22 protein-coding genes and 3 tRNA genes are annotated in these 18,552 nt (G+C 50.5%); 18 read left to right on the top strand and 7 right to left on the bottom strand.

What is annotated here, in order from left to right; all coding sequences use genetic code 11:
• The first annotated feature begins 45 nt into the window (after nucleotides 1-45).
• The 4 genes from pgsA (at nucleotide 46) to DXU84_RS02295 (ending at nucleotide 1,047) form a co-directional block, all read left to right on the top strand.
• Nucleotides 46-594 (top strand): CDP-diacylglycerol--glycerol-3-phosphate 3-phosphatidyltransferase, encoded by a 549-nt coding sequence (gene pgsA / locus DXU84_RS02280; protein WP_013576294.1) that lies wholly within the window; start codon nucleotides 46-48, stop codon nucleotides 592-594.
• Between the two features lie 148 nt (nucleotides 595-742).
• Nucleotides 743-818: transfer RNA gene (locus DXU84_RS02285), tRNA-Gly, on the top strand.
• 58 nt (nucleotides 819-876) lie between these two features.
• Nucleotides 877-950, top strand: a tRNA-Cys gene (locus DXU84_RS02290).
• An 11-nt stretch (nucleotides 951-961) separates the two neighbouring features.
• Nucleotides 962-1,047, top strand: a tRNA-Leu gene (locus tag DXU84_RS02295).
• Between the two features lie 267 nt (nucleotides 1,048-1,314).
• Here the strand turns inward: DXU84_RS02295 and DXU84_RS02300 are convergent.
• On the bottom strand, nucleotides 1,315-1,581 hold the full coding sequence (locus tag DXU84_RS02300) for a hypothetical protein (protein ID WP_013576293.1): 267 nt from the start codon (nucleotides 1,579-1,581) through the stop codon (nucleotides 1,315-1,317).
• 223 nt (nucleotides 1,582-1,804) lie between these two features.
• Here DXU84_RS02300 and DXU84_RS02305 point away from each other — a divergent pair, with 223 nt between their 5' ends.
• Nucleotides 1,805-2,464, top strand: a complete 660-nt coding sequence (locus DXU84_RS02305) for a metallophosphoesterase (RefSeq protein ID WP_112151619.1) — start codon at nucleotides 1,805-1,807, stop codon at nucleotides 2,462-2,464.
• Between the two features lie 84 nt (nucleotides 2,465-2,548).
• Complete coding sequence (gene deoR, locus DXU84_RS02310; protein WP_112198566.1) at nucleotides 2,549-3,313, top strand: DNA-binding transcriptional repressor DeoR; 765 nt, start codon at nucleotides 2,549-2,551, stop codon at nucleotides 3,311-3,313.
• A gap of 4 nt (nucleotides 3,314-3,317) precedes the next feature.
• Here the strand turns inward: deoR and DXU84_RS02315 are convergent, their stop codons facing one another.
• Entirely contained in the window at nucleotides 3,318-3,794 is a 477-nt protein-coding gene (locus DXU84_RS02315; RefSeq protein WP_013576290.1) for a GyrI-like domain-containing protein, read from the bottom strand.
• A gap of 177 nt (nucleotides 3,795-3,971) precedes the next feature.
• Here DXU84_RS02315 and DXU84_RS02320 point away from each other — a divergent pair, with 177 nt between their 5' ends.
• The 3 genes from DXU84_RS02320 (at nucleotide 3,972) to DXU84_RS02330 (ending at nucleotide 5,193) form a co-directional block, all read left to right on the top strand.
• Nucleotides 3,972-4,481, top strand: a complete 510-nt coding sequence (locus tag DXU84_RS02320; protein WP_013576289.1) for a YlaC family protein — start codon at nucleotides 3,972-3,974, stop codon at nucleotides 4,479-4,481.
• 124 nt (nucleotides 4,482-4,605) lie between these two features.
• On the top strand, nucleotides 4,606-4,881 hold the full coding sequence (locus DXU84_RS02325) for a hypothetical protein (RefSeq protein WP_013576288.1): 276 nt from the start codon (nucleotides 4,606-4,608) through the stop codon (nucleotides 4,879-4,881).
• A gap of 48 nt (nucleotides 4,882-4,929) precedes the next feature.
• Entirely contained in the window at nucleotides 4,930-5,193 is a 264-nt protein-coding gene (locus DXU84_RS02330) for a hypothetical protein (RefSeq protein ID WP_015690199.1), read from the top strand.
• Between the two features lie 76 nt (nucleotides 5,194-5,269).
• Here DXU84_RS02330 and DXU84_RS02335 read toward each other — a convergent pair whose 3' ends face one another.
• Nucleotides 5,270-5,482, bottom strand: coding sequence for a YccJ family protein (locus tag DXU84_RS02335; RefSeq protein WP_013576286.1), 213 nt, complete (start codon nucleotides 5,480-5,482; stop codon nucleotides 5,270-5,272).
• A gap of 185 nt (nucleotides 5,483-5,667) precedes the next feature.
• Here DXU84_RS02335 and DXU84_RS25300 point away from each other — a divergent pair, with 185 nt between their 5' ends.
• The 3 genes from DXU84_RS25300 to DXU84_RS02345 all read left to right on the top strand — a co-directional run bounded on the left by DXU84_RS25300 (nucleotide 5,668) and on the right by DXU84_RS02345 (nucleotide 7,073).
• Entirely contained in the window at nucleotides 5,668-5,799 is a 132-nt protein-coding gene (locus DXU84_RS25300; RefSeq protein ID WP_013576285.1) for a hypothetical protein, read from the top strand.
• 251 nt (nucleotides 5,800-6,050) lie between these two features.
• Nucleotides 6,051-6,413 (top strand): DUF2502 domain-containing protein, encoded by a 363-nt coding sequence (locus tag DXU84_RS02340; protein WP_013576284.1) that lies wholly within the window; start codon nucleotides 6,051-6,053, stop codon nucleotides 6,411-6,413.
• A 375-nt stretch (nucleotides 6,414-6,788) separates the two neighbouring features.
• Nucleotides 6,789-7,073 (top strand): hypothetical protein, encoded by a 285-nt coding sequence (locus tag DXU84_RS02345; protein ID WP_015690197.1) that lies wholly within the window; start codon nucleotides 6,789-6,791, stop codon nucleotides 7,071-7,073.
• 77 nt (nucleotides 7,074-7,150) lie between these two features.
• Here DXU84_RS02345 and DXU84_RS02350 read toward each other — a convergent pair whose 3' ends face one another.
• A complete protein-coding gene (locus DXU84_RS02350) occupies nucleotides 7,151-7,597 on the bottom strand; it encodes a universal stress protein (protein WP_013576282.1) in 447 nt (148 codons plus the stop codon).
• Between the two features lie 17 nt (nucleotides 7,598-7,614).
• Nucleotides 7,615-8,409, bottom strand: a complete 795-nt coding sequence (locus tag DXU84_RS02355) for an IclR family transcriptional regulator (protein ID WP_013576281.1) — start codon at nucleotides 8,407-8,409, stop codon at nucleotides 7,615-7,617.
• A gap of 248 nt (nucleotides 8,410-8,657) precedes the next feature.
• On the opposite strand from DXU84_RS02355, the gene DXU84_RS02360 reads away from it, so the two are divergent.
• Together DXU84_RS02360 and DXU84_RS02365 are read left to right on the top strand one after the other, a co-directional pair.
• Nucleotides 8,658-10,259 carry an MFS transporter gene (locus tag DXU84_RS02360; protein WP_131638057.1) on the top strand — a complete coding sequence of 534 codons (1,602 nt, stop codon included), beginning with the start codon at nucleotides 8,658-8,660 and terminating at the stop codon, nucleotides 10,257-10,259.
• A gap of 58 nt (nucleotides 10,260-10,317) precedes the next feature.
• Nucleotides 10,318-11,352, top strand: a complete 1,035-nt coding sequence (locus DXU84_RS02365) for an HlyD family secretion protein (RefSeq protein ID WP_037037276.1) — start codon at nucleotides 10,318-10,320, stop codon at nucleotides 11,350-11,352.
• A gap of 83 nt (nucleotides 11,353-11,435) precedes the next feature.
• On the opposite strand, the gene mdoC is transcribed toward DXU84_RS02365, so the two are convergent.
• Nucleotides 11,436-12,620 carry a glucans biosynthesis protein MdoC gene (gene mdoC, locus DXU84_RS02370; protein WP_153374689.1) on the bottom strand — a complete coding sequence of 395 codons (1,185 nt, stop codon included), beginning with the start codon at nucleotides 12,618-12,620 and terminating at the stop codon, nucleotides 11,436-11,438.
• 332 nt (nucleotides 12,621-12,952) lie between these two features.
• Between mdoC and DXU84_RS02375 the strand changes: the two genes are divergently transcribed.
• From DXU84_RS02375 to DXU84_RS02385, 3 genes are all read left to right on the top strand, one after another.
• Entirely contained in the window at nucleotides 12,953-14,488 is a 1,536-nt protein-coding gene (locus DXU84_RS02375) for a glucan biosynthesis protein G (RefSeq protein ID WP_013576277.1), read from the top strand.
• The gene (gene mdoH / locus DXU84_RS02380) at nucleotides 14,481-17,063 is read left to right on the top strand and encodes a glucans biosynthesis glucosyltransferase MdoH (protein WP_112151616.1); all 2,583 of its coding nucleotides are present in this window, start codon (nucleotides 14,481-14,483) and stop codon (nucleotides 17,061-17,063) included. Before DXU84_RS02375 ends, mdoH begins: the two co-directional genes overlap by 8 nt.
• Nucleotides 17,064-17,271: 208 nt before the next feature.
• On the top strand, nucleotides 17,272-17,517 hold the full coding sequence (locus tag DXU84_RS02385; protein ID WP_013576275.1) for a YceK/YidQ family lipoprotein: 246 nt from the start codon (nucleotides 17,272-17,274) through the stop codon (nucleotides 17,515-17,517).
• Nucleotides 17,518-17,523: 6 nt separating this feature from the next.
• On the opposite strand, the gene DXU84_RS02390 is transcribed toward DXU84_RS02385, so the two are convergent.
• Nucleotides 17,524-17,931 carry a MysB family protein gene (locus tag DXU84_RS02390; RefSeq protein ID WP_013576274.1) on the bottom strand — a complete coding sequence of 136 codons (408 nt, stop codon included), beginning with the start codon at nucleotides 17,929-17,931 and terminating at the stop codon, nucleotides 17,524-17,526.
• Nucleotides 17,932-18,145: 214 nt separating this feature from the next.
• Here DXU84_RS02390 and DXU84_RS02395 point away from each other — a divergent pair, with 214 nt between their 5' ends.
• Complete coding sequence (locus DXU84_RS02395) at nucleotides 18,146-18,544, top strand: VOC family protein (RefSeq protein WP_112151615.1); 399 nt, start codon at nucleotides 18,146-18,148, stop codon at nucleotides 18,542-18,544.
• The last annotated feature ends 8 nt before the right edge of the window (nucleotides 18,545-18,552 follow it).

Below are 18,552 nucleotides of genomic sequence, written 5' to 3' on the forward strand. Positions count from 1 at the left end.
CAACATACTCATAATATCCACACCGGACAAACAGTTACCTTCGCTATGCAATTTAATATACCTACGTGCCTCACCCTGTTCCGCGTTGTACTGATACCGTTCTTCGTGCTGGCCTTTTATCTGCCTTATCCATGGGCATCAATGGTCTGTGCGTTGATTTTCGTTTTTGCTGCCGTGACCGACTGGTTTGATGGCTATCTGGCACGCCGCTGGAAGCAAACGACGCGTTTCGGTGCATTCCTTGATCCGGTAGCCGATAAAGTGATGGTGGCGATCGCGCTGGTGCTGGTGGCTGAATATTTTCACTCCTGGTGGATTACGTTACCGGCTGCGACCATGATTGCCCGCGAGATCATTATTTCCGCGCTACGTGAGTGGATGGCTGAGATTGGAAAACGCAGCAGTGTGGCGGTTTCATGGATCGGGAAAGTGAAAACCACGGCGCAGATGCTGTCGCTGGTCGCGCTGTTGTGGCGTCCTGATGCTATTGTGGTCTGGGTTGGCGTGGTTGCACTTTATATTGCTGCAGTGCTGACTTTCTGGTCAATGTTCCAATATCTCAACGCTGCGCGCCATGATTTGCTGGAACCCTGATCAAACTGCCGTAAAAAACGTCAAACGAACGCATGAAGCAGATAATTTTATTGACTCAATCCGTCAGGTCAGTAGAATGCAACGCATCGGAAGGCAGCCAGTCTTGTGCCAGAAGATTAGTTAAAAAAATCAGTACGTTCTGATTAAAGCGGGAATAGCTCAGTTGGTAGAGCACGACCTTGCCAAGGTCGGGGTCGCGAGTTCGAGTCTCGTTTCCCGCTCCAAATTTTCTTAAACTGGTTCGTGAATTGGTTTAAGTGCAAGACAAGTAGTAAGATTTAAGGCGCGTTAACAAAGCGGTTATGTAGCGGATTGCAAATCCGCCTAGTCCGGTTCGACTCCGGAACGCGCCTCCAATTTTCCCGGAGCCCGGGTGGTGGAATCGGTAGACACAAGGGATTTAAAATCCCTCGGCTTATGGCTGTACGAGTTCAAGTCTCGTCCCGGGTACCATGGGAAAATTAGCTGAATAATCAAAAGCAATAAAGTAGTAATGTCGTTATAGCCACCTTCGGGTGGTTTTTTTATGCCTGAAATTCGCGTAATCCAGATGCAATAAAAAAGGCCACCTGCAACAGGGGCCTTAAGTGTTTCTTCAATAACATCCTTCGCGCACGCGACCTCAGCCAGAATGAGGTGCTCTGAACACAATGTCGGTTGTTGAGTAAAAGGGATGAAGAAAATCAGGAATTAAAACAGCCCCGAGGGGCGTTTTTAGGGTCAGAATTCACCCGATGAATCAGTGTTGCTCAATGCCCTGATTGATAGCGGCAAATGGTAGTTAGGCTGGCTGGTGAAAAACGCCTGCAGGGCAACGCGTTTCTTCCTGTCGATTGAAATCTCTTCCATGGTTTTGCGGAAGATACTGTAGCGGCCACACGAAGTGCAGGTCACAGTAACAATTTTCGCCGACATATTAACCGACGTCTTATTCCTGCTTTGACATAACGGACACTCGTCTTGAGCGCTTAAAACTGTGGAACTCATAAAACCTCCGGTTTTACTTAGAGCGGGCAGTAGTCTAGCACAAAAAGGCGTCAGTTACTTAACGATAATTTAATTATCAGTGGATTTCAGCGTCAACTCAGTGTAGAGAGCGCATAAGCCGCTGATGAGAGAGTAAAGTCTTCTCCCGATTTTCTCCGCTTTCCTCATTATCATCTTGCATTACACTTAAGGTATTCATCCTGATTATGGATTTTGGCGAAGTATGACTCCTGCTCTGTACCAGCGTATTGATTGTTCAATATACAGACACATTTATATTGTTGGCGATTTGCATGGTTGCCTGAGTTTGCTTGGGGAAAAGCTGGCGAAAGTGTCTTTCGATCCCCACCGCGATCTGCTGTTATCTGTGGGGGATCTTGCCGATCGCGGGCCTGACAGTGTCGGTTGTTTGCAACTGCTCAATGAATCCTGGTTTGCTTGTGTACGCGGAAATCACGAGCAGATGGCGATTGATGCCATAAACGAAGAGAATATCCCGCGCTGGTTACGTAATGGCGGCGACTGGTTTTATGCTCTTGAACACGACAAACAAGAAGAGGCGAAAGCGCTGATTTTACAGGCTGACACGCTGCCACATATTCTCGAACTGACGAACCGTGAGGGCAGGCGTATCGTGGTGGCCCATGCTGATTACCTTTCCAATGAATATGTGTTCGATAAGCTAATGGATGGTGATGAGGTTATCTGGGATCGTGAACGTGTGAATTCTGCGCTGGCGGGTCGCTTTCAACCGATAGCTGGCGCTGATGAATTTTATTTCGGTCACACGCCGGTTGAACATGCAATGCAGTTTGCCAATCAGTTTTATATTGATACGGGCGCTGTATTTGGCGGTTATCTGACGCTTATTCAGCTGCAGTAATGTCAGGCGTTACCGGGGTTTGCGGTGACTGACGGGCAACGGTATAGTGAGCGGCTGCGAACCGGGAAGGCACGGGATAACATCATGGAAAATAAGCGTGAAGACAGGATTCAGCGTCTGTTGCTGGCATTAAAAAAGACCGACAAAATTCACCTTAAAGAAGCGTCTTTACTGCTCAATGTTTCGGAAATGACTGTCCGCCGTGATCTCAGCGCAGCACCCGCACCGGTAATTTTACTCGGCGGTTATATTGTGATTGATCCGAAGAATAATCCGGCGACGCACTACTTTATCAGTGAACAGAAAACCCGCCATGTTGCAGAGAAACAACGTCTCGCTGCCCGCGCAGCCAGTCTTATTCAGGATAACGATACGGTATTTTTTGACTGTGGCACGACAATGCCTTATGTGATTGAAAGCATTGCCGATAACCGGGTATTTACGGCCATTTGTTACTCGCTCAATACGTTTCTGGCGCTGCAGGATAAACCTCACTGTGAAGTCATCTTGTGCGGCGGTGCGTTTAAATCCAGTAACAGTATTTTTACGCCTATCGGGCGCAGCAGTGAACTCGACTTTATCCGCCCGGCGAAAGCCTTTATTTCCGCTGCGGGCGTCAGTATTGAACACGGTGTGACCTGCTTTAATTTTGATGAATTACTGATGAAACATCAGGCCATAGAACGCTCAGCGCAGAGCATTCTCGTCGCTGACAGCAGCAAATTTGATCAGGTCAGGCCCGCAGCCATCGCGCCGCTTGCGCGTTTTAATGTGGTGGTCAGCGACGCTGAACCACCACAGGCTTATGTCGATTTCTGCGAGCTCTCCGACATTCCGCTGCTGGTTTAACACTTCAGCGGATTGCCGGGATTTTTTCGACCGACTGATAAAAAACCACTTCCCAGATGCCATTTTTGGAGCCGTCGCTGAGATAGTGCTCAAAGCACGCTTTTCCGTCCGGGCGATAGCTCGTACTGGCCAGCAGCTGGCTGTAGAATTCCCGCCAGGCCTTTTCAAAATTGCCGTCTGTGATCGTGGTGTGATACGCCGCATACGTGCCTCCCGGCAGCGTTTGCAACGCCAGTCCTTCTGCATCATCGAGAATAAAATTATCGGCTACACACACCGACGGATCAGCACGTAAAGCTTCTGCCGGTGTGGTGTCAGGATTATCATGAAACCACGTCAGCCATTCGTTTTGCGGCTGATGATGCCGTGCAGCCCATTTCATCAGTTGCTGAAAACCACTGTGGATTGACTCCTGATAGGGGCCAACCACCCGGTAGCTCACCAGCTTTTTGGCCGGTCTCTCTACAATTAATAATGCCACGATGATCTCCTTTTATCTGACATGCATTGAACGGGTTCCATGTTGAGTAAGGTGCAAATGCCAAACTATAACAGTTTACCCATTAACACCGGTGAACTGCTCTACGCGCTATAACAGTTGTCGTGATAAAATTATGTAATCAGATTGCATTATAGTCGTGACGCAATGAGGTATGAGATGGACGTAATCAAAAACGTATTAAACAGTGAAATTGATCGCATCAATCGTCAGGAAGGGCGCGATGGTAAAGCGCGGATCAATGCTGAGTTCTTTATAAACCATCCCTGGTTATGTCTGGCTATGCTGGTCGGGTATATCGCCGTGGGCATCGTCATGTACGTTTCACCTTATATGGGGCTCGGCTGGTTTATCGGATTTACGGCTTTCCTGATCTTTATGTCCGCGATGCTGTTGCTGGAAATTAAGCCAGTTTATCGCTACGAAGATATCGGGGTGCTTGATTTACGCGTTTGTTATAACGGCGAATGGTATTTCAGCCGCGAGCTTTCTGCTGATGCCGTGAAGCAAATACTCAGCGCCCCTGATGTCAGCGAGCACATCAAAAACCGCATTGAATCCATTGTCCGACATAAAGGTTTTGTGGATTTCTATGATGTTTACGATCTGGCCCGGCTGGAACGCCATTTGCCAGATAGCACCGGAACAGCACAGTTAGCTCACTCTTAACCCCTCTAAACATGGCATCAGGCCATGACGTTACCCTGCATGCTCTGATAAAATAGCGGCTGGGCATCATTTTCGTGAATGTGTTTAAACGAGAAAATGATGTTGAGCCGTGACAGGAGCGACAGTGGAACGAATCAAACTTACCATTCACCATCTGCACAAAATCATTTCGGGCGAAAAGCAGGACACGCAAGCTACTGCACGTATTTATGCTGGCGATGAACTGTTAGTCACCGAAACGATGACCGGGCAGGCTGCACATTTTGATCGTTTCATCAAAGTCGTACACGATAACGGCAAACCGTTGAGAGTAGAATGGGACTGCGACGGCAGTGCGCAAATGTCGGTAACGCGCGCCGAAGTGTGCCCTTGCTGTGGCGGCGACGCCTTACACCATTGATTTAACCCGGCAATGACCGCAAGCAGAGTAAAAGCCAGGCAGAGGTAAATGATGAAATTTATCAGCAACGAATTTGAATACCGTCAGTGGATAATGGATGAAATATTCCAGGCGAGTGCGGTAGGCGAAACCTCTGAGTTTGCCGATCAGGAAGTGGATGACTTTATCTTTGACGCCCGTCCGGTGGCTTATCCGTGCGTGGCTGTGATGATCCAGACACCAGGCGAACCGGGGGTGTGTGAGCCGCGTTTTTTCTACAAAGAGCAAATCTTTGAGTGGGCGCATAAAATGGGATTTGGCTTCGACAGCTAACTGCCAGGCCGGTTTAATGCAGATTCAGCCCTAAGTCTGACTCAGGGCTGAGCGTCAGCCGTTCACGCTGTGGCTATCAGACATTTTGCCGATCAATTTTCTCTTCGCCCCAGAACAAATGGTCTTCTTTGGTCTTGGCGAACGCGATAGGCAATACTTCGTCGTTACCTTCTTCCCAGATTTTCTGTGCCAGCGTCTCGTCGTTATTCGCCAGTTCGAAAATGGCCTCGGCGATTTCGTGAGAGGTTTCACGGGTATTTGCCCACGCTTTGATGTTTGACGTCGTCATCCGGTTCTCCTCGTGTTTATTTCATATTCATAAAGGTGTCTCTGTTACACCGTTGCATTCACCATAACTATGGTTTCCCGATGCACTTTATGCAAATGCGGCGGCAGCAGGGCACAAAAAAACCGGCGCCTGGCAGGGGCTGTCGTTTATACTGAACGCGATTTTGAACATTTAAGGTGATGATAATGAGCGACGATATTTTTGATTTTGACATTGATGCTGCACTGGAAACTGCCGAAGTGAAAGCAGCTGAAAAAGCAGCAGAAGTGCCTGAAGCCGTTCAGGACGAAAGTGACTGCGAAGGCTGCAAAATCTGATTTTGCACAACAAAGCAGCAAAAAGAAAACCGCTTCGGCGGTTTTTTTGTATCTGTCATTTATAACGGCTTTGCAATGTTGAACTGAATTTCCTTTGCAGCCATAGCGTTGCGCCTGGTTGGACGAGGTGGTGGATTGACGCAAATGTAAGGGTTACGTTAAGGTTTTTTTTTTGGGATAAATTCCTATAGAACAGGAAGATAGCTGGGGGTACTTTGACACCACCTGATAAGCAGGTCGTGAGGTTCACAATGAAAAAACTAATTTTAGTTCTCGCCGTTTTGCTAACTTTGCCAGCTGTCGCACAGGCGAACGTCGAGCTTGGCGTTAATATGCCAGGGTTGTCACTGCATATCGGAGACCGTGACGACCGCGGATACTATTGGGATGGTGGTGACTGGCGTCCACCGGGTTGGTGGGACCAGCATTATCGTGATGAAGGCCGCGGGCACTGGGTTTATTACGAACCGGCCCCGCCGCCGCCACGCTACTGGCATCATGAGCACTGGCATGAAGGCCCGCCACCCGGCTACTGGCGCGATGGCCCTCCTGGGCACTGGCGTGATGGCCCTCCGGGACACTGGCGCGAAGGTCCGCCTCCGGGCCGCTGGTAACGAAAGTTTGATGAGTTGAAGGGCAGACGTTAAAGATTTTGGGAACAGGGTTGGCAGTGGCGATGCAAAAGCATCCCCAATGTCAGTTCTGTTCCTTCCACATTCTCTCCCCCCGCTATTAATAATTCTCTCCTAATTAATTACTTTATGAATGCAAATAATGTGATTCATTTATTTGAATTATATAAAGATGTTTTTTCATTCTATTGAGCGCAGGTGAGTTTGGAAAAAACTTTTTTAAGAGTAATTGCAGCTTGCTAACGGTCATTAATATGTTAATTTCTTGTTATGAAATCGGCAATGGATGGCTCGAATACGACACATATCTGATGAAACAGGCCGTCATACAGGGGAAAGCCCTGTCAGATATGTAACATGTCATTTAGCGAGATTATTCCTATGCAATTGATTAAAAATGATTTTGAATACCGCGCCTGGATGCTGGATGCCTATTTCTATCAGGATAAAATAGAAGGCGATAAGTTGATGACTGATGAGGAAATGGATGATTTCCTTTTTGAATATCGTCCGCTGGAATATCCGTGTTTAGGCAGTGTGACGCCATCAAAGGAATGTTCACTGGAACTGGACATCACTTTCTTTTATCGGGATCACATCTCAGATTGGGCAAAATCCATGGGACTGATAAACATTAAATAATCCGCTTCGTTATTGCTGTTCTTTATCCGTCTGAAAAAGCACCTGAGGGCGCTTTTTGTCGTCTGGCATCAGAAATATTAATTACCGCGAACTTCAACCATAACCGGGCAGGGGGCGGCCGCGATCACTTCCGCACTGACTGAGCCTTTCATCATCCGTCCAAACGCTGAAAGCTGACGGTGGCCGATGACAATCACCGAGGCATTGATTCTTTCAGCTTCAGCCACCAGCGCTTCTCCGGCCGGACCGACGATCAGATTGCCTTTCGCATTGATCCCTGCTTGCGACAAAATTTCCAGCGCATGCCCGACCACGGCGCGTGCGGTGTTTTGCTCTTCTTCTGCTGGCGGGTAGCTGACAATTTCACCGGGAACATCGCCGTTATTTTCCAGTGCGTAAGACTCGTCAATGCAGCAGGTGACGAAAACCGTTGAAGCTCGTCCCTTTGCCAGCTGGCGGGCGAGATCAATCACGAGAAGGGATTGCTTTGAGCCGTCTACGGCTAACAAAATGACATCAAACACGGCAATTCCTTTCTTTATTATTTTCCACCGGATACCTGGGTTTCATCCAATTTACCAATTTCGCCAATCAGGGCATGTTTGCATTCCAGCAACGCTTCACGGATTTGCGACTCTTTGGCCGCCCGCCGGGCAGTAGGGAAAAGTACCGATACCGAGTAACGGCCTAAAATTGTATCTATTGCGATAGCCAGCGTGGTAACGCCGTTTACCGTTTCTCCCTCTTCCATCGCAATTCCGCTTTCCCGCACACTGGCGATTTTTTCCAGCAGTGAGTCAAGGGTACGCACGGTATTTTCCGTGGCGGGCTCCAGCACATCCCCGACAATAATGCGGATCTCTTCATCGGTTTTTAGCGACAGCAGGGCACGGCCGCTCGATGTGCTGTAAATGGGCAGATTCAGGCCGACGCGCGGCACCACGCGCAGTTCCCGTTCGGCCACAATGCTGTGAATATTGGCGATCTGCCGACCACTTGCCCGCCCGAGCGACACCGTTTCCTGTGTGTTGTCGCAAAGCTGACGCAGAAATGGGGAGGCGATGGCGATGACATCGGTATGGACCGTTGAAACGAGTTTCAGAAGCGTCGGGCCAAGCCGTACGCCTCCGCTACCTTCTGAGCGAACCAGCCCTTCTTCGGCCAGTGCGGCGACGATGCGCTGCACAGTCGAACGTGGTAAATCCACTTCATTGGCAATGGCACCGAGACTCATTCCCTGCGGATGTTTTCCCAGCGAATTGAGTATGGTGGCCGCCCGCGAGATCACCTGAATCCCACCGCTGCGTTCTTCGTCTGCCGGATTGTCCTGAGCCATGATTTCTCCTTTATCTCCGTGCGTGATCCTGTCCATAAACCTGAGTGGTCAATGTAATGGCTCAACGGGTGAAAAACAATTTTTAATCACATTGCAATACAGTGCACCGTATTATAGTATTTCCGTGTGTATCACAATGTGGTGCAATGCATCGAAATATTTGTGATGCAGGTCGCTTATTTTGCACTTCTGCGACACAAAACCTGCCTTCTTCCTATCGCCGCCATGATAAAGCGGTGGAGTTAACGATGAATCAGACAATCACAATGGCGCCTGTTGCTGCACTGCCCGTGCCGCCCCCTTTTACGTTAAGGCTGGTTATCGGGTTACTGGGGGTTTTAATCGCCTCATTGTGTTCTGGCCTTAACGACCGTGTTACTGACATTGCGCTTGCCGATGTTCGTGGCGCACTCAGCATCAGCACAGATGAGGGCTCATGGCTGATTGGTGCCTATCAGGCGGCGGAAGTCTCCGCAATGATGCTGGCACCGTGGTTTGCCATGACCTTTTCACTGCGTCGTTTCACCGTGTTCGTCACGCTGGGTTTTGTTCTTATTGCCGCTGTTTTGCCGTACACCCCAAATCTGCCGGTATTCATTGCACTGCGCGCAGTTCAGGGCGTGTTCGGTGGTGCTTTGCCGCCGTTACTGATGACGTCCGCCCTGCGTTTTATGCCGCCGCAATACAAGTTATACGGGCTGAGTGCTTATGCGCTGACGGCGACTTTCGGGCCAAATATGGCGACTTCACTGGCGGCCATCTGGACCGATTATGTCGGCTGGGAGTGGGTGTTCTGGCAGGTGATCCCACCGTGTCTGCTGGCGGTAGCGATGATTGCCCACGGGCTGCCGCAGGATCCGCCGCGTTTTGAGCGTTTCCGGCAAATGGATGTCGTTGGCATGCTGACTGGCACGGGCGGAGTAACGCTGCTGGTGCTGGCCTTGCAGCAGGGAGAACGCCTCGACTGGTTCAGTTCGCCGCTGATTACGCTGATGTTTTTCACGGCGCTTGGCTTGCTGACGGTTTTCCTGGTCAACGAATGGTATCACCCGTTGCCATTGTTCAAATTACAAATGCTGAGAAGACATAATCTGACGCACGGCTTAATCACGTTGTTCGCTCTGATGTTTCTCTTCTTATCGGGCTCCGCGTTACCCGCCAGTTATATGGAGCAGGTTGGCGGATTTCGTGCCATACAGGTCGGACCGCTGGCGCTGACTATCGGTTTACCGCAGCTATTACTCGCCCCGTTGATCGCTTTTGTGCTGACCATGCGCTGGATAGACAGCCGCTGGGTGCTTGTCTGCGGATTAGGGTTGGTGGGCTTTTCCTGTTACTGGGGAACACATCTTACCGGTGCCTGGGCGCGCGATAATTTCTATCTGATCCAGATTATGCAGGCTTTCGGACAACCGATGGCGGTCCTGCCGATCCTGATGAGTGCAACCAGTGTTGTACAGCCACCGGAAGGGCCTTTTGCCTCCGCGATGTTTAACACCACCCGCGGTTTGGGCAGCGTGATGGGCGGTTCTTTGCTGGCTGTCTTTGTCAGCCACCGCGAGCAATTCCATTCCAATGTTTTGCTCAATCACGCCGGTAGCGTGAGCTATCTGCTCTCCCAGCCATATGGTGGCGACAGCAGCTTTCTGGCCCCGCTGAACAGCGGCGGCGCAGCGATTTCGACAGAAATACTCACCCGGTTTTCTCAAGGGGTGAGACAGCAGGCGCTGGTGCTGGGAATATCGGACGCTTACATGGTGATCATCGGGCTGGCACTCTCCCTGATATTGCTGGTCGCCATTTTGCCTAAACGCACATATCCGCCTCAGTCTCTGGTTAAACGTCCCTGAGTATCGCATCACTATTAACCGTGGTATTCCACTCTGAAAAGTACGAGAGAACAACATCATGATAAAAACCTCACCTGTCCGCCTGAGCTGGCTGTGTGCCGCTGTGGTAGTGATATTTCTGGTTGTCATCGCCTTGTGGATACTCGGCAAGAGTACTCTACCCGTTACTGACGATGCCTTTGTTTCTGCAGATTCCACGCTGGTCGCGCCGCGGATTTCCGGCACGATTGCGGATGTTTACGTGCAGGATAACCAGATGGTGAAAGCCGGTGATGTACTTGCCCGAATCGACGATCGTGATTACCGCAATGCGGTACTGACGGCAGAAGCAAATCTGGAAACCGCTAATGCGCAGATGCTCAGCCTGACCGCGCAACTGGCGAAACAACAACAGACTATCTTGCAGGCCCGGGCACTGGTTAATGCTGATGCGGCCAGTATTGCTTATGCGCGTCAGAGTGCTGACCGTTATAAACGCCTGCTGCAAAATGGCTCCGGCACGGCCGATGCACGTGATGAGTCTGATGCCAATTTACGTTCAAAACTGGCTGCGCAGCAGAGTGATATGGCCGCAGCACTTGGCGCTGAAAAGCAGGTTGATGTGCTGAAAGCGGAACAGGCAGAAGCGAAAGCTGCAATCGATTCAGCCGCAACGGCGCTGGCACAGGCGAAGCTGAATCTTTCTTATACCGAAATTACGGCGCCGGTGGATGGCGTGGTCGGGCAGCGCTCGTTGCGTATCGGCGGATATGTGGCTGCAGGAGCACGCGTTCTGGCCGTGGTGCCGCTGAAAAACGCTTACATTGTGGCGAACTACCTTGAGACACAACTGGGTGATGTGCAGCCGCATCAGCCGGTTGAGATTAAGGTGGATGCGTTGCCGGGTGTGACCCTCAAAGGGAAGGTGGACAGCATTTCGCCTGCCACCGGCGTGACGTTTTCGCCTATTTCGCCGGACAATGCGACCGGCAATTACACTAAAGTTGTACAGCGTCTGGCGGTTAAAATTGTGCTCGACAGTAATCAGCCCGATGCGAAGCGTCTGAAAGTCGGGATGTCTGTGATCCCGACAATTGATATCACATCGCGCTGAATAACAAATTTTGAAACAAAAAGGCGACTCCGGAGATCGCCTTTTTCATGTCGCTGACTTTGTATGGGGTCAATGTCCGCGTATCAGGAAGCCTGATTTTGCGGCGGATTCGCGTCGGTTGAATTCTTTTTAGCCGGATGCTGGGGTTTGCCAGAGAACAGGAACCGCAGGATCGGGATGCGCTTATGCACTTCATACAGCAAAAAGGCGATACCGAATACAAACACCAGCCCCAGCCAGAATCCCAGCCAGTCGCTGTGAATTTTCGGTGTAATGAACGCACCGTAAATCAGCGTTAAAGGATGGTGGATCAGATAGATAAACAAGGATGAGTTCACCAGATAGGTGATCCATGGCGCCTGGAAATTCAGTAAATAATGGCTGAATGAAAACACCACATTGACCATCAGGAACCCGAGCAGGGTAGTGATGATGGCATCGATTTCCATTGAGTACAGCTGTGGCGTATTGACATGTTGATTGAACATGTAAGCGGCGAACAGGAAAATGCTGACTACCCCGGCAGTCGCGGACGGTTTCAGAAACAGTTCTTTCAGCCAGGAGAATTTATAAGCAAGTGCACCCAGGATGAAAAACGGCAGATAAAACAACGTTTGCATGACGATGAAATTAAACGCGCCGTTGGAAAGTAAATTTGGTGCAAAAAGATACAGGCTTCTGTTAAATGCCGCGTAAATTAAACCGATAAAAAGAAATATAATTGAGATTTTTCCTAAGCTATTTGTACGGCTTTTTATTATTTGAATACGACTATTCTTAATTTCTTTAATAAATTTGAAGAGGTAAAAGCAAATGCTGGTGAGAATAACCAGGGTTAACAGGAACCATAAATGCGAGACCAGTTCCCATACAGTCACATTAATTCTCTGATAAAAATCCATATTATTCCAGTCAGAAAACTTGCTGGTGAATTTCATCAGGAAATAGAGCTGCGGAATCGTGATCAGCGGGAAGGCCGCCGCCAGCGGGATGGCAACCCGATCCAGACGCACCTTCAGCCACTGCTGCGGGTCATAGCGCTCATACAGCATATAAGAAAAATAGCCCGAGATAACAAAGAACACCTGCATACGGAAGGCGTGAATAACATCATTAAATATTGTCAGGCCGTCAGAGGGTATTGCACTGTTTACCGCCCAGATATGACTGGAGTAAATCAATGATATATGGAAAGGAATACCCAGCAGCATCAAATATGCGCGGATGGAGTCTAAGAAAAACTCACGTTGTGGTTTTGGCTGTGTCATTACGTATCCGTTGTAAGTAGCTCATCCTAATTTTAGAGCGTAATTTGTCTTTAAGGCTAATTTTGCACGTAAGCAAAAATGACCATCGTTGACATTAGTTTAGTTTCTAACCTTAAAACATGCTTTGTTATAGGACAAGTTTCCATAGCCGGAGTTTCATCGAATTGATATCCTTGTACCCTGTTGCGCTTAAACGGTTCATCAATGGATGAACCATCGACTGCTCAAGTTGTCGGAAACCTGACACTTCCCTTAAAATAGTTACAGTAAATGAATGAAGCGCGCGTAAAGGAGACAAGGTGTCGGATAAAAATTTTTCCATAGGGTCACGTATGATCAAAGTCCGTTTGCTAAGTGCCGCAGTGTTGATGACCATGTTCACCTCATCTGCCTGGGCTTTTTCTATAGATGATGTTGCCAAACAAGCGAAGGCGTTAGCCGATAAAGGTTACGAAGCGCCGAAAAGCAATCTTCCGTCTCAGTTCCGCGATCTCAAATTCGCAGACTACCAACAAATTCAATTCAATCATGACAAAGCGTACTGGAAAAACCTGAATACGCCTTTCAAGCTTGAGTTTTACCATCAGGGTATGTACTTCGACACTCCGGTGAAAATCAACGAAGTAACGGCTGATTCAGTCAAAGAAATCAAATACAGCCCGGACTACTTCAACTTTGGCAACGTCAAGCATGACGCTGACTCAGTGAAAAACCTCGGTTTTGCCGGCTTCAAAGTGCTTTATCCCATCAATAAAGCCGACAAAGATGATGAGATTATGAGTGTGCTGGGTGCCAGCTACTTCCGTGTCATCGGTAAAGGCCAGGTTTATGGCTTGTCTGCCCGTGGTCTGGCGATCGACACCGCGCTGGCTTCCGGCGAAGAGTTCCCACGTTTTCGTGAGTTCTGGATCGAACGTCCTAACCCGGATGAAAAGCATTTAGTCATTTACGCCTTGCTGGATTCCCCGCGTGCGACCGGTGCTTATCGTCTGGACGTTTATCCGGGTAAAGAAGCCACTGTCGATGTGCAGTCTCAGGTTTATCTGCGCGATAAAGTCGGCAAACTGGGTGTGGCTCCGTTAACCAGCATGTTCCTGTTTGGCGCAAACCAGCCTTCGCCGGTGCTGAACTACCGTCCGGCGCTGCATGATTCCAACGGACTGTCTATTCACGCCGGTAACGGTGAATGGATCTGGCGTCCGCTGAACAATCCGAAACACCTTGCCGTCAGCCAGTTCTCGATGGAGAACCCGAAAGGCTTCGGGCTGCTGCAACGTGGTCGCAGTTTCTCTAACTTCGAAGACCTGGACGATCGTTATGACCTGCGTCCAAGCGGTTGGGTTGAGACCAAAGGTGACTGGGGTAAAGGGAAAGTTGAACTGGTGGAAATCCCGACGGCGGATGAAACCAACGATAATATCGTCGCCTTCTGGACCCCTGATCAGTTACCCGATGCAGGCAAACCGCTCAGCCTGAACTATCGTTTACATTTCACCCGTGAAGAAGAGAAATTGCATTCTCCTGATCTGGCGTGGGTTGAACGCACCATGCGCTCTACCGGGGATGTGAAACAGTCGAATCTGATCCGTGAGCCAGATGGCAGCGTTGCTTTCCTCGTCGACTTCGTCGGTCCAAACCTGAAAGCGCTGAAGAGCGACACGCCAGTCGTGTCTCAGGTCAGCGTGGGCGACAACGGTGATCTGGTTGAAAACTCCGTACGCTATAATCCTGTAACGAAGGGCTGGCGTCTGACGCTGCGCCTGAAAGTGAAGGATCCTAAGAAGGCGATCGAAATGCGCGCTTCTCTGGCCAATGGCGACAAAACTCTGAGTGAAACCTGGAGCTATCAGCTGCCTGCAAATGAATAAGTCAATGCACTCTACTCAAGATTATGTAGAAGCTTTGCCGCTTACTGATGAACAGAAAGCGGCGCTCTCTCAGCAGCTTCCCGCTGAGCCGGGGCAGGCTTTTGCTACCGTACATCACCGTTTAGGCGGTGATGCCTCGACCACAGCTGCTGCGGCCGATCCTGATGCGCCATTGGTGTCAGTGAAAGCCCGCGTCGGCGCAAGCTGGCCTGATGCCCTTGAAAAGGGCTCGTTAGACGAAGTCGATAACGAAGGGCGTACGATTGCCAGCGCCATGCCACCGGTTAAACGTTCCAGCATGTTCCCTGATGTCTGGCGCACCAACCCGGTCGGGCGTTTCTGGGACAATATGATGGGGCGCAGCGCGGTTTCGCGTCACACCACATCAGATATGCCCGAGTCAGAAAAGCGCTGGCGTCACGCCGGTTCCGTGCGTCGCTATATCCTGCTGGTTCTGATGCTGGTGCAGACGGCGATCGCGACCTGGTACATGAAAACCATTCTGCCGTATCAGGGCTGGGCGCTCATCGACCCAAGCGATATGCTCAATCAGGACTGGCAACAGTCGGTTCTGCAACTGCTGCCTTACGTCTTACAGACCGGGATCCTGGTGCTGTTCGCCATTCTGTTCTGTTGGGTGTCGGCCGGTTTCTGGACGGCATTGATGGGCTTTTTACAATTGCTCATCGGTCGGGACAAATACAGCATTACCGCCTCGACGAAAGGTAATGAGCCGCTGAATCCGAACAACCGTACCGCGTTGATCATGCCGATTTGTAACGAAGACGTGGAGCGCGTTTTCGCGGGTCTGCGTGCAACGTATGAATCTGTTAAAGCGACAGGTGATTTGGATCAGTTTGATATCTACGTGCTGAGCGACAGTTACGATCCGGATATCTGCGTAGCGGAACAAAAAGCCTGGATGGAAGTGTGCCGCGACGTTGAAGGTCACGGACGTATTTTCTATCGCCGTCGTCGTCGTCGTGTGAAACGTAAAAGCGGTAACATTGATGACTGGTGCCGTCGCTGGGGCGGGGAATATGCCTATATGGTTATTCTCGATGCTGACAGCGTCATGAGTGGCGAATGTCTGACCGGCCTGGCCCGTCTGATGGATGCCAACCCGAACGCCGGTATTATCCAGTCTGCGCCAAAAGCGTCAGGCATGGATACGCTGTATGCACGTTGCCAGCAGTTTGCGACCCGTGTTTACGGTCCGTTGTTTACCGCCGGTCTGCATTTCTGGCAGTTGGGCGAATCCCACTACTGGGGCCATAACGCCATTATCCGTGTGAAACCGTTCATTGAGCATTGTGCGCTTGCGCCATTGCCCGGTGAAGGTTCCTTCGCCGGTTCCATCATGTCTCATGACTTTGTGGAAGCGGCATTGATGCGTCGTGCGGGCTGGGGCGTGTGGATTGCTTATGATCTGCCGGGCAGTTATGAAGAGTTGCCACCGAACCTGCTCGACGAGCTGAAACGCGACCGTCGCTGGTGCCACGGTAACCTGATGAACTTCCGCCTGTTCCTGGTGAAAGGGATGCATCCGGTTCACCGTGCGGTGTTCCTGACCGGCGTGATGTCTTATCTGTCCGCGCCGTTATGGTTTACGTTCCTGGCTTTGTCTACCGCATTGCAGGTCGTGCACACACTGATGGAACCGCAGTATTTCCTGCAACCCCGTCAGCTGTTCCCTGTGTGGCCGCAGTGGCGTCCTGAACTGGCGATAGCCTTGTTCTCGACCACCATGGTGTTGCTGTTCCTGCCAAAACTGCTGAGTATCGTGCTGATTTGGGCGAAGGGGGCGAAACAGTTTGGTGGTGCATTCCGACTGCTGATTTCCATGTTCCTCGAAATGCTGTTCTCAGTATTACTGGCGCCGGTACGTATGTTGTTCCACACCGTCTTCGTGGTCAGCGCGTTCCTGGGTTGGGAAGTGGTCTGGAACTCACCGCAGCGTGATGACGACGATACTCCGTGGGGCGAAGCCTTTAAACGCCATGGTTCTCAGTTGTTGCTGGGTGCGGTCTGGGCTGCCGGTATGGCGTGGCTGGACTTGCGTTTCCTGTGGTGGCTTGCGCCAATCGTCTTCTCCCTGATCCTGTCGCCAATCGTCTCTGTGCTGTCGAGCCGTGCAACGCTGGGGATTAAGAGTAAGAAGGCCAAGCTGTTCCTGATCCCGGAAGAATACGATCCTCCGCGTGAACTGGTGGCTACCGAGGAATACCTGGCGCTGAACCGTTCGCGTAAGCTGCAAAATGGCTTTATGCATGCGGTCTTCGATCCGGGCTTCAACGCACTGGCAACGGCGATGGCAACATCCCGTCACCTGTTGCGTGAAACGGTAGAAAACGGCCGTCGTGCCCACCTGGAGCATGCGCTGAAAACCGGTCCTAAGGATCTGGGCAAGGCGGATCGTCTGATTCTGCTGAGCGATCCTGTGCTGATGGCGCGTTTACACTCTGCGGTGTGGACGCAACCTGATCAGCAGACCTGGAGTGCTTACTACCAGCAATTACCTCGCAATGCGCAGGCATTCCCTGTCACTCAGACGCTGGAAGTTAAACCCGCCTGAAAATGACATGGAGTGAATAAAAAAACGGGCAGTATGTGAAAACATACTGCCCGTTTTCTTTGTGATGAAAGACGGGTTACTCTTTAGCAGGTCATGCAGGAATTTTACCTCGCCTTAACATAAGGCAGGCGCTGTGCATGATAAGCTGACAGCGCTGTTCAGCGCTTCTGAATGTGCCTCTTTTGAATTGAATCGACAGGTTGGGTGAGTGATTAATCGGGTTATTTTTCGCGGATGCGTGCTGGCGTTAGTGGCGACGGTACTGACCGGATGCGGCAGTATTATCAGCCGGACTGTGCCGGGGCAGGGGCATGGCAACCAGTATTATCCCGGTGTGCAGTGGGATTTGCGGGACAGTCCGTGGCGTTATGTCACCGTCATCGATGTTCCGCTGTCGATGATTGTCGACACTTTCATGCTGCCGGTTGACGCCCGCCACGGGCCTTACGAATAAAATAACTTAATCAATATCACGACCCGGATACTCGTCTTCATCGTCCCATTCTTCAGCTGCCGCTTTACCTTCTTCAGTATCCAGCGGCGGTTCATGCTGGTATTCACCTTCATCCCATTCATACAACGTGGCTTCTTCCTGCCATTCTTCTTCGAGTTCTATCTGATCATAATCCTCGTCAAAGATAGCCTGCGCCGCCGCACCGCTACGGAACGTCAGCGCATCGATGGAATCACCTTCGCCGCTGAGGAATTCCGCCTGCCACATCACATCGCCATCCTGCATGATGTATTTCTGCAGATTAAACTGGTCCGGAACTGGCTCTTCGTCGTCATGGATCCTATCCTGCGCGGCTTCAAGGAATTCTTCGCGGGCGGCATCAATAGCTTCTTCAAGCGTTGCATACATGCTCATTGTTGTCTCCTGAGTTGAAACTGTTAATGGTTGTGCAGCAAATAGCGTTATTAATGAACAAGTAACGGCCATCTGACAGGGGAAAACCTGATTAAATGATTGTTGTCTATAACTGACAGGATGCAAGTTTTCAGACTAAATCAGTCGGATTTATTTCTGCTATTCTCAATTTCTCGCTGGCGACTTTGCGGCGGTTTAAAAAACGGGAGTGCACATGGTTTCACGACAATCAGTATTACGGGTGGCGCGCCCGACGGACAATCTTGAGCAGGTAGCCCGCATGTATTCGCAGGGGCTGGGTTTCGACATCATCGGCAGTTTTAGTGACCACCAGGGGTTTGATGGCGTGCTGGTCGGGCATCCGCATCATCATTATCATCTCGAGTTTACCCATCATCTCGGTTCCTCCGTGGGGCGTGCGCCCACCGAAGATAATCTCCTGGTGTTCTATATTCCTGATAATCAGCAGTGGCTGACGCAGTGCGAACGGATGCTGCAGGCCGGTTTTATCGTCGTGCCTTCGTTTAATCCCTACTGGGATGAATGCGGTAAAACCTTCGAGGATATTGACGGTTATCGGGTGGTGCTGGCTTTGCGGGACTGGACGGCATAGGCGCGAAT

The organism is Rahnella sp. RcJ3 (assembly GCF_009498575.1).
In the GTDB taxonomy this organism is placed as follows: Bacteria; Pseudomonadota; Gammaproteobacteria; order Enterobacterales; family Enterobacteriaceae; genus Rahnella; species Rahnella aceris.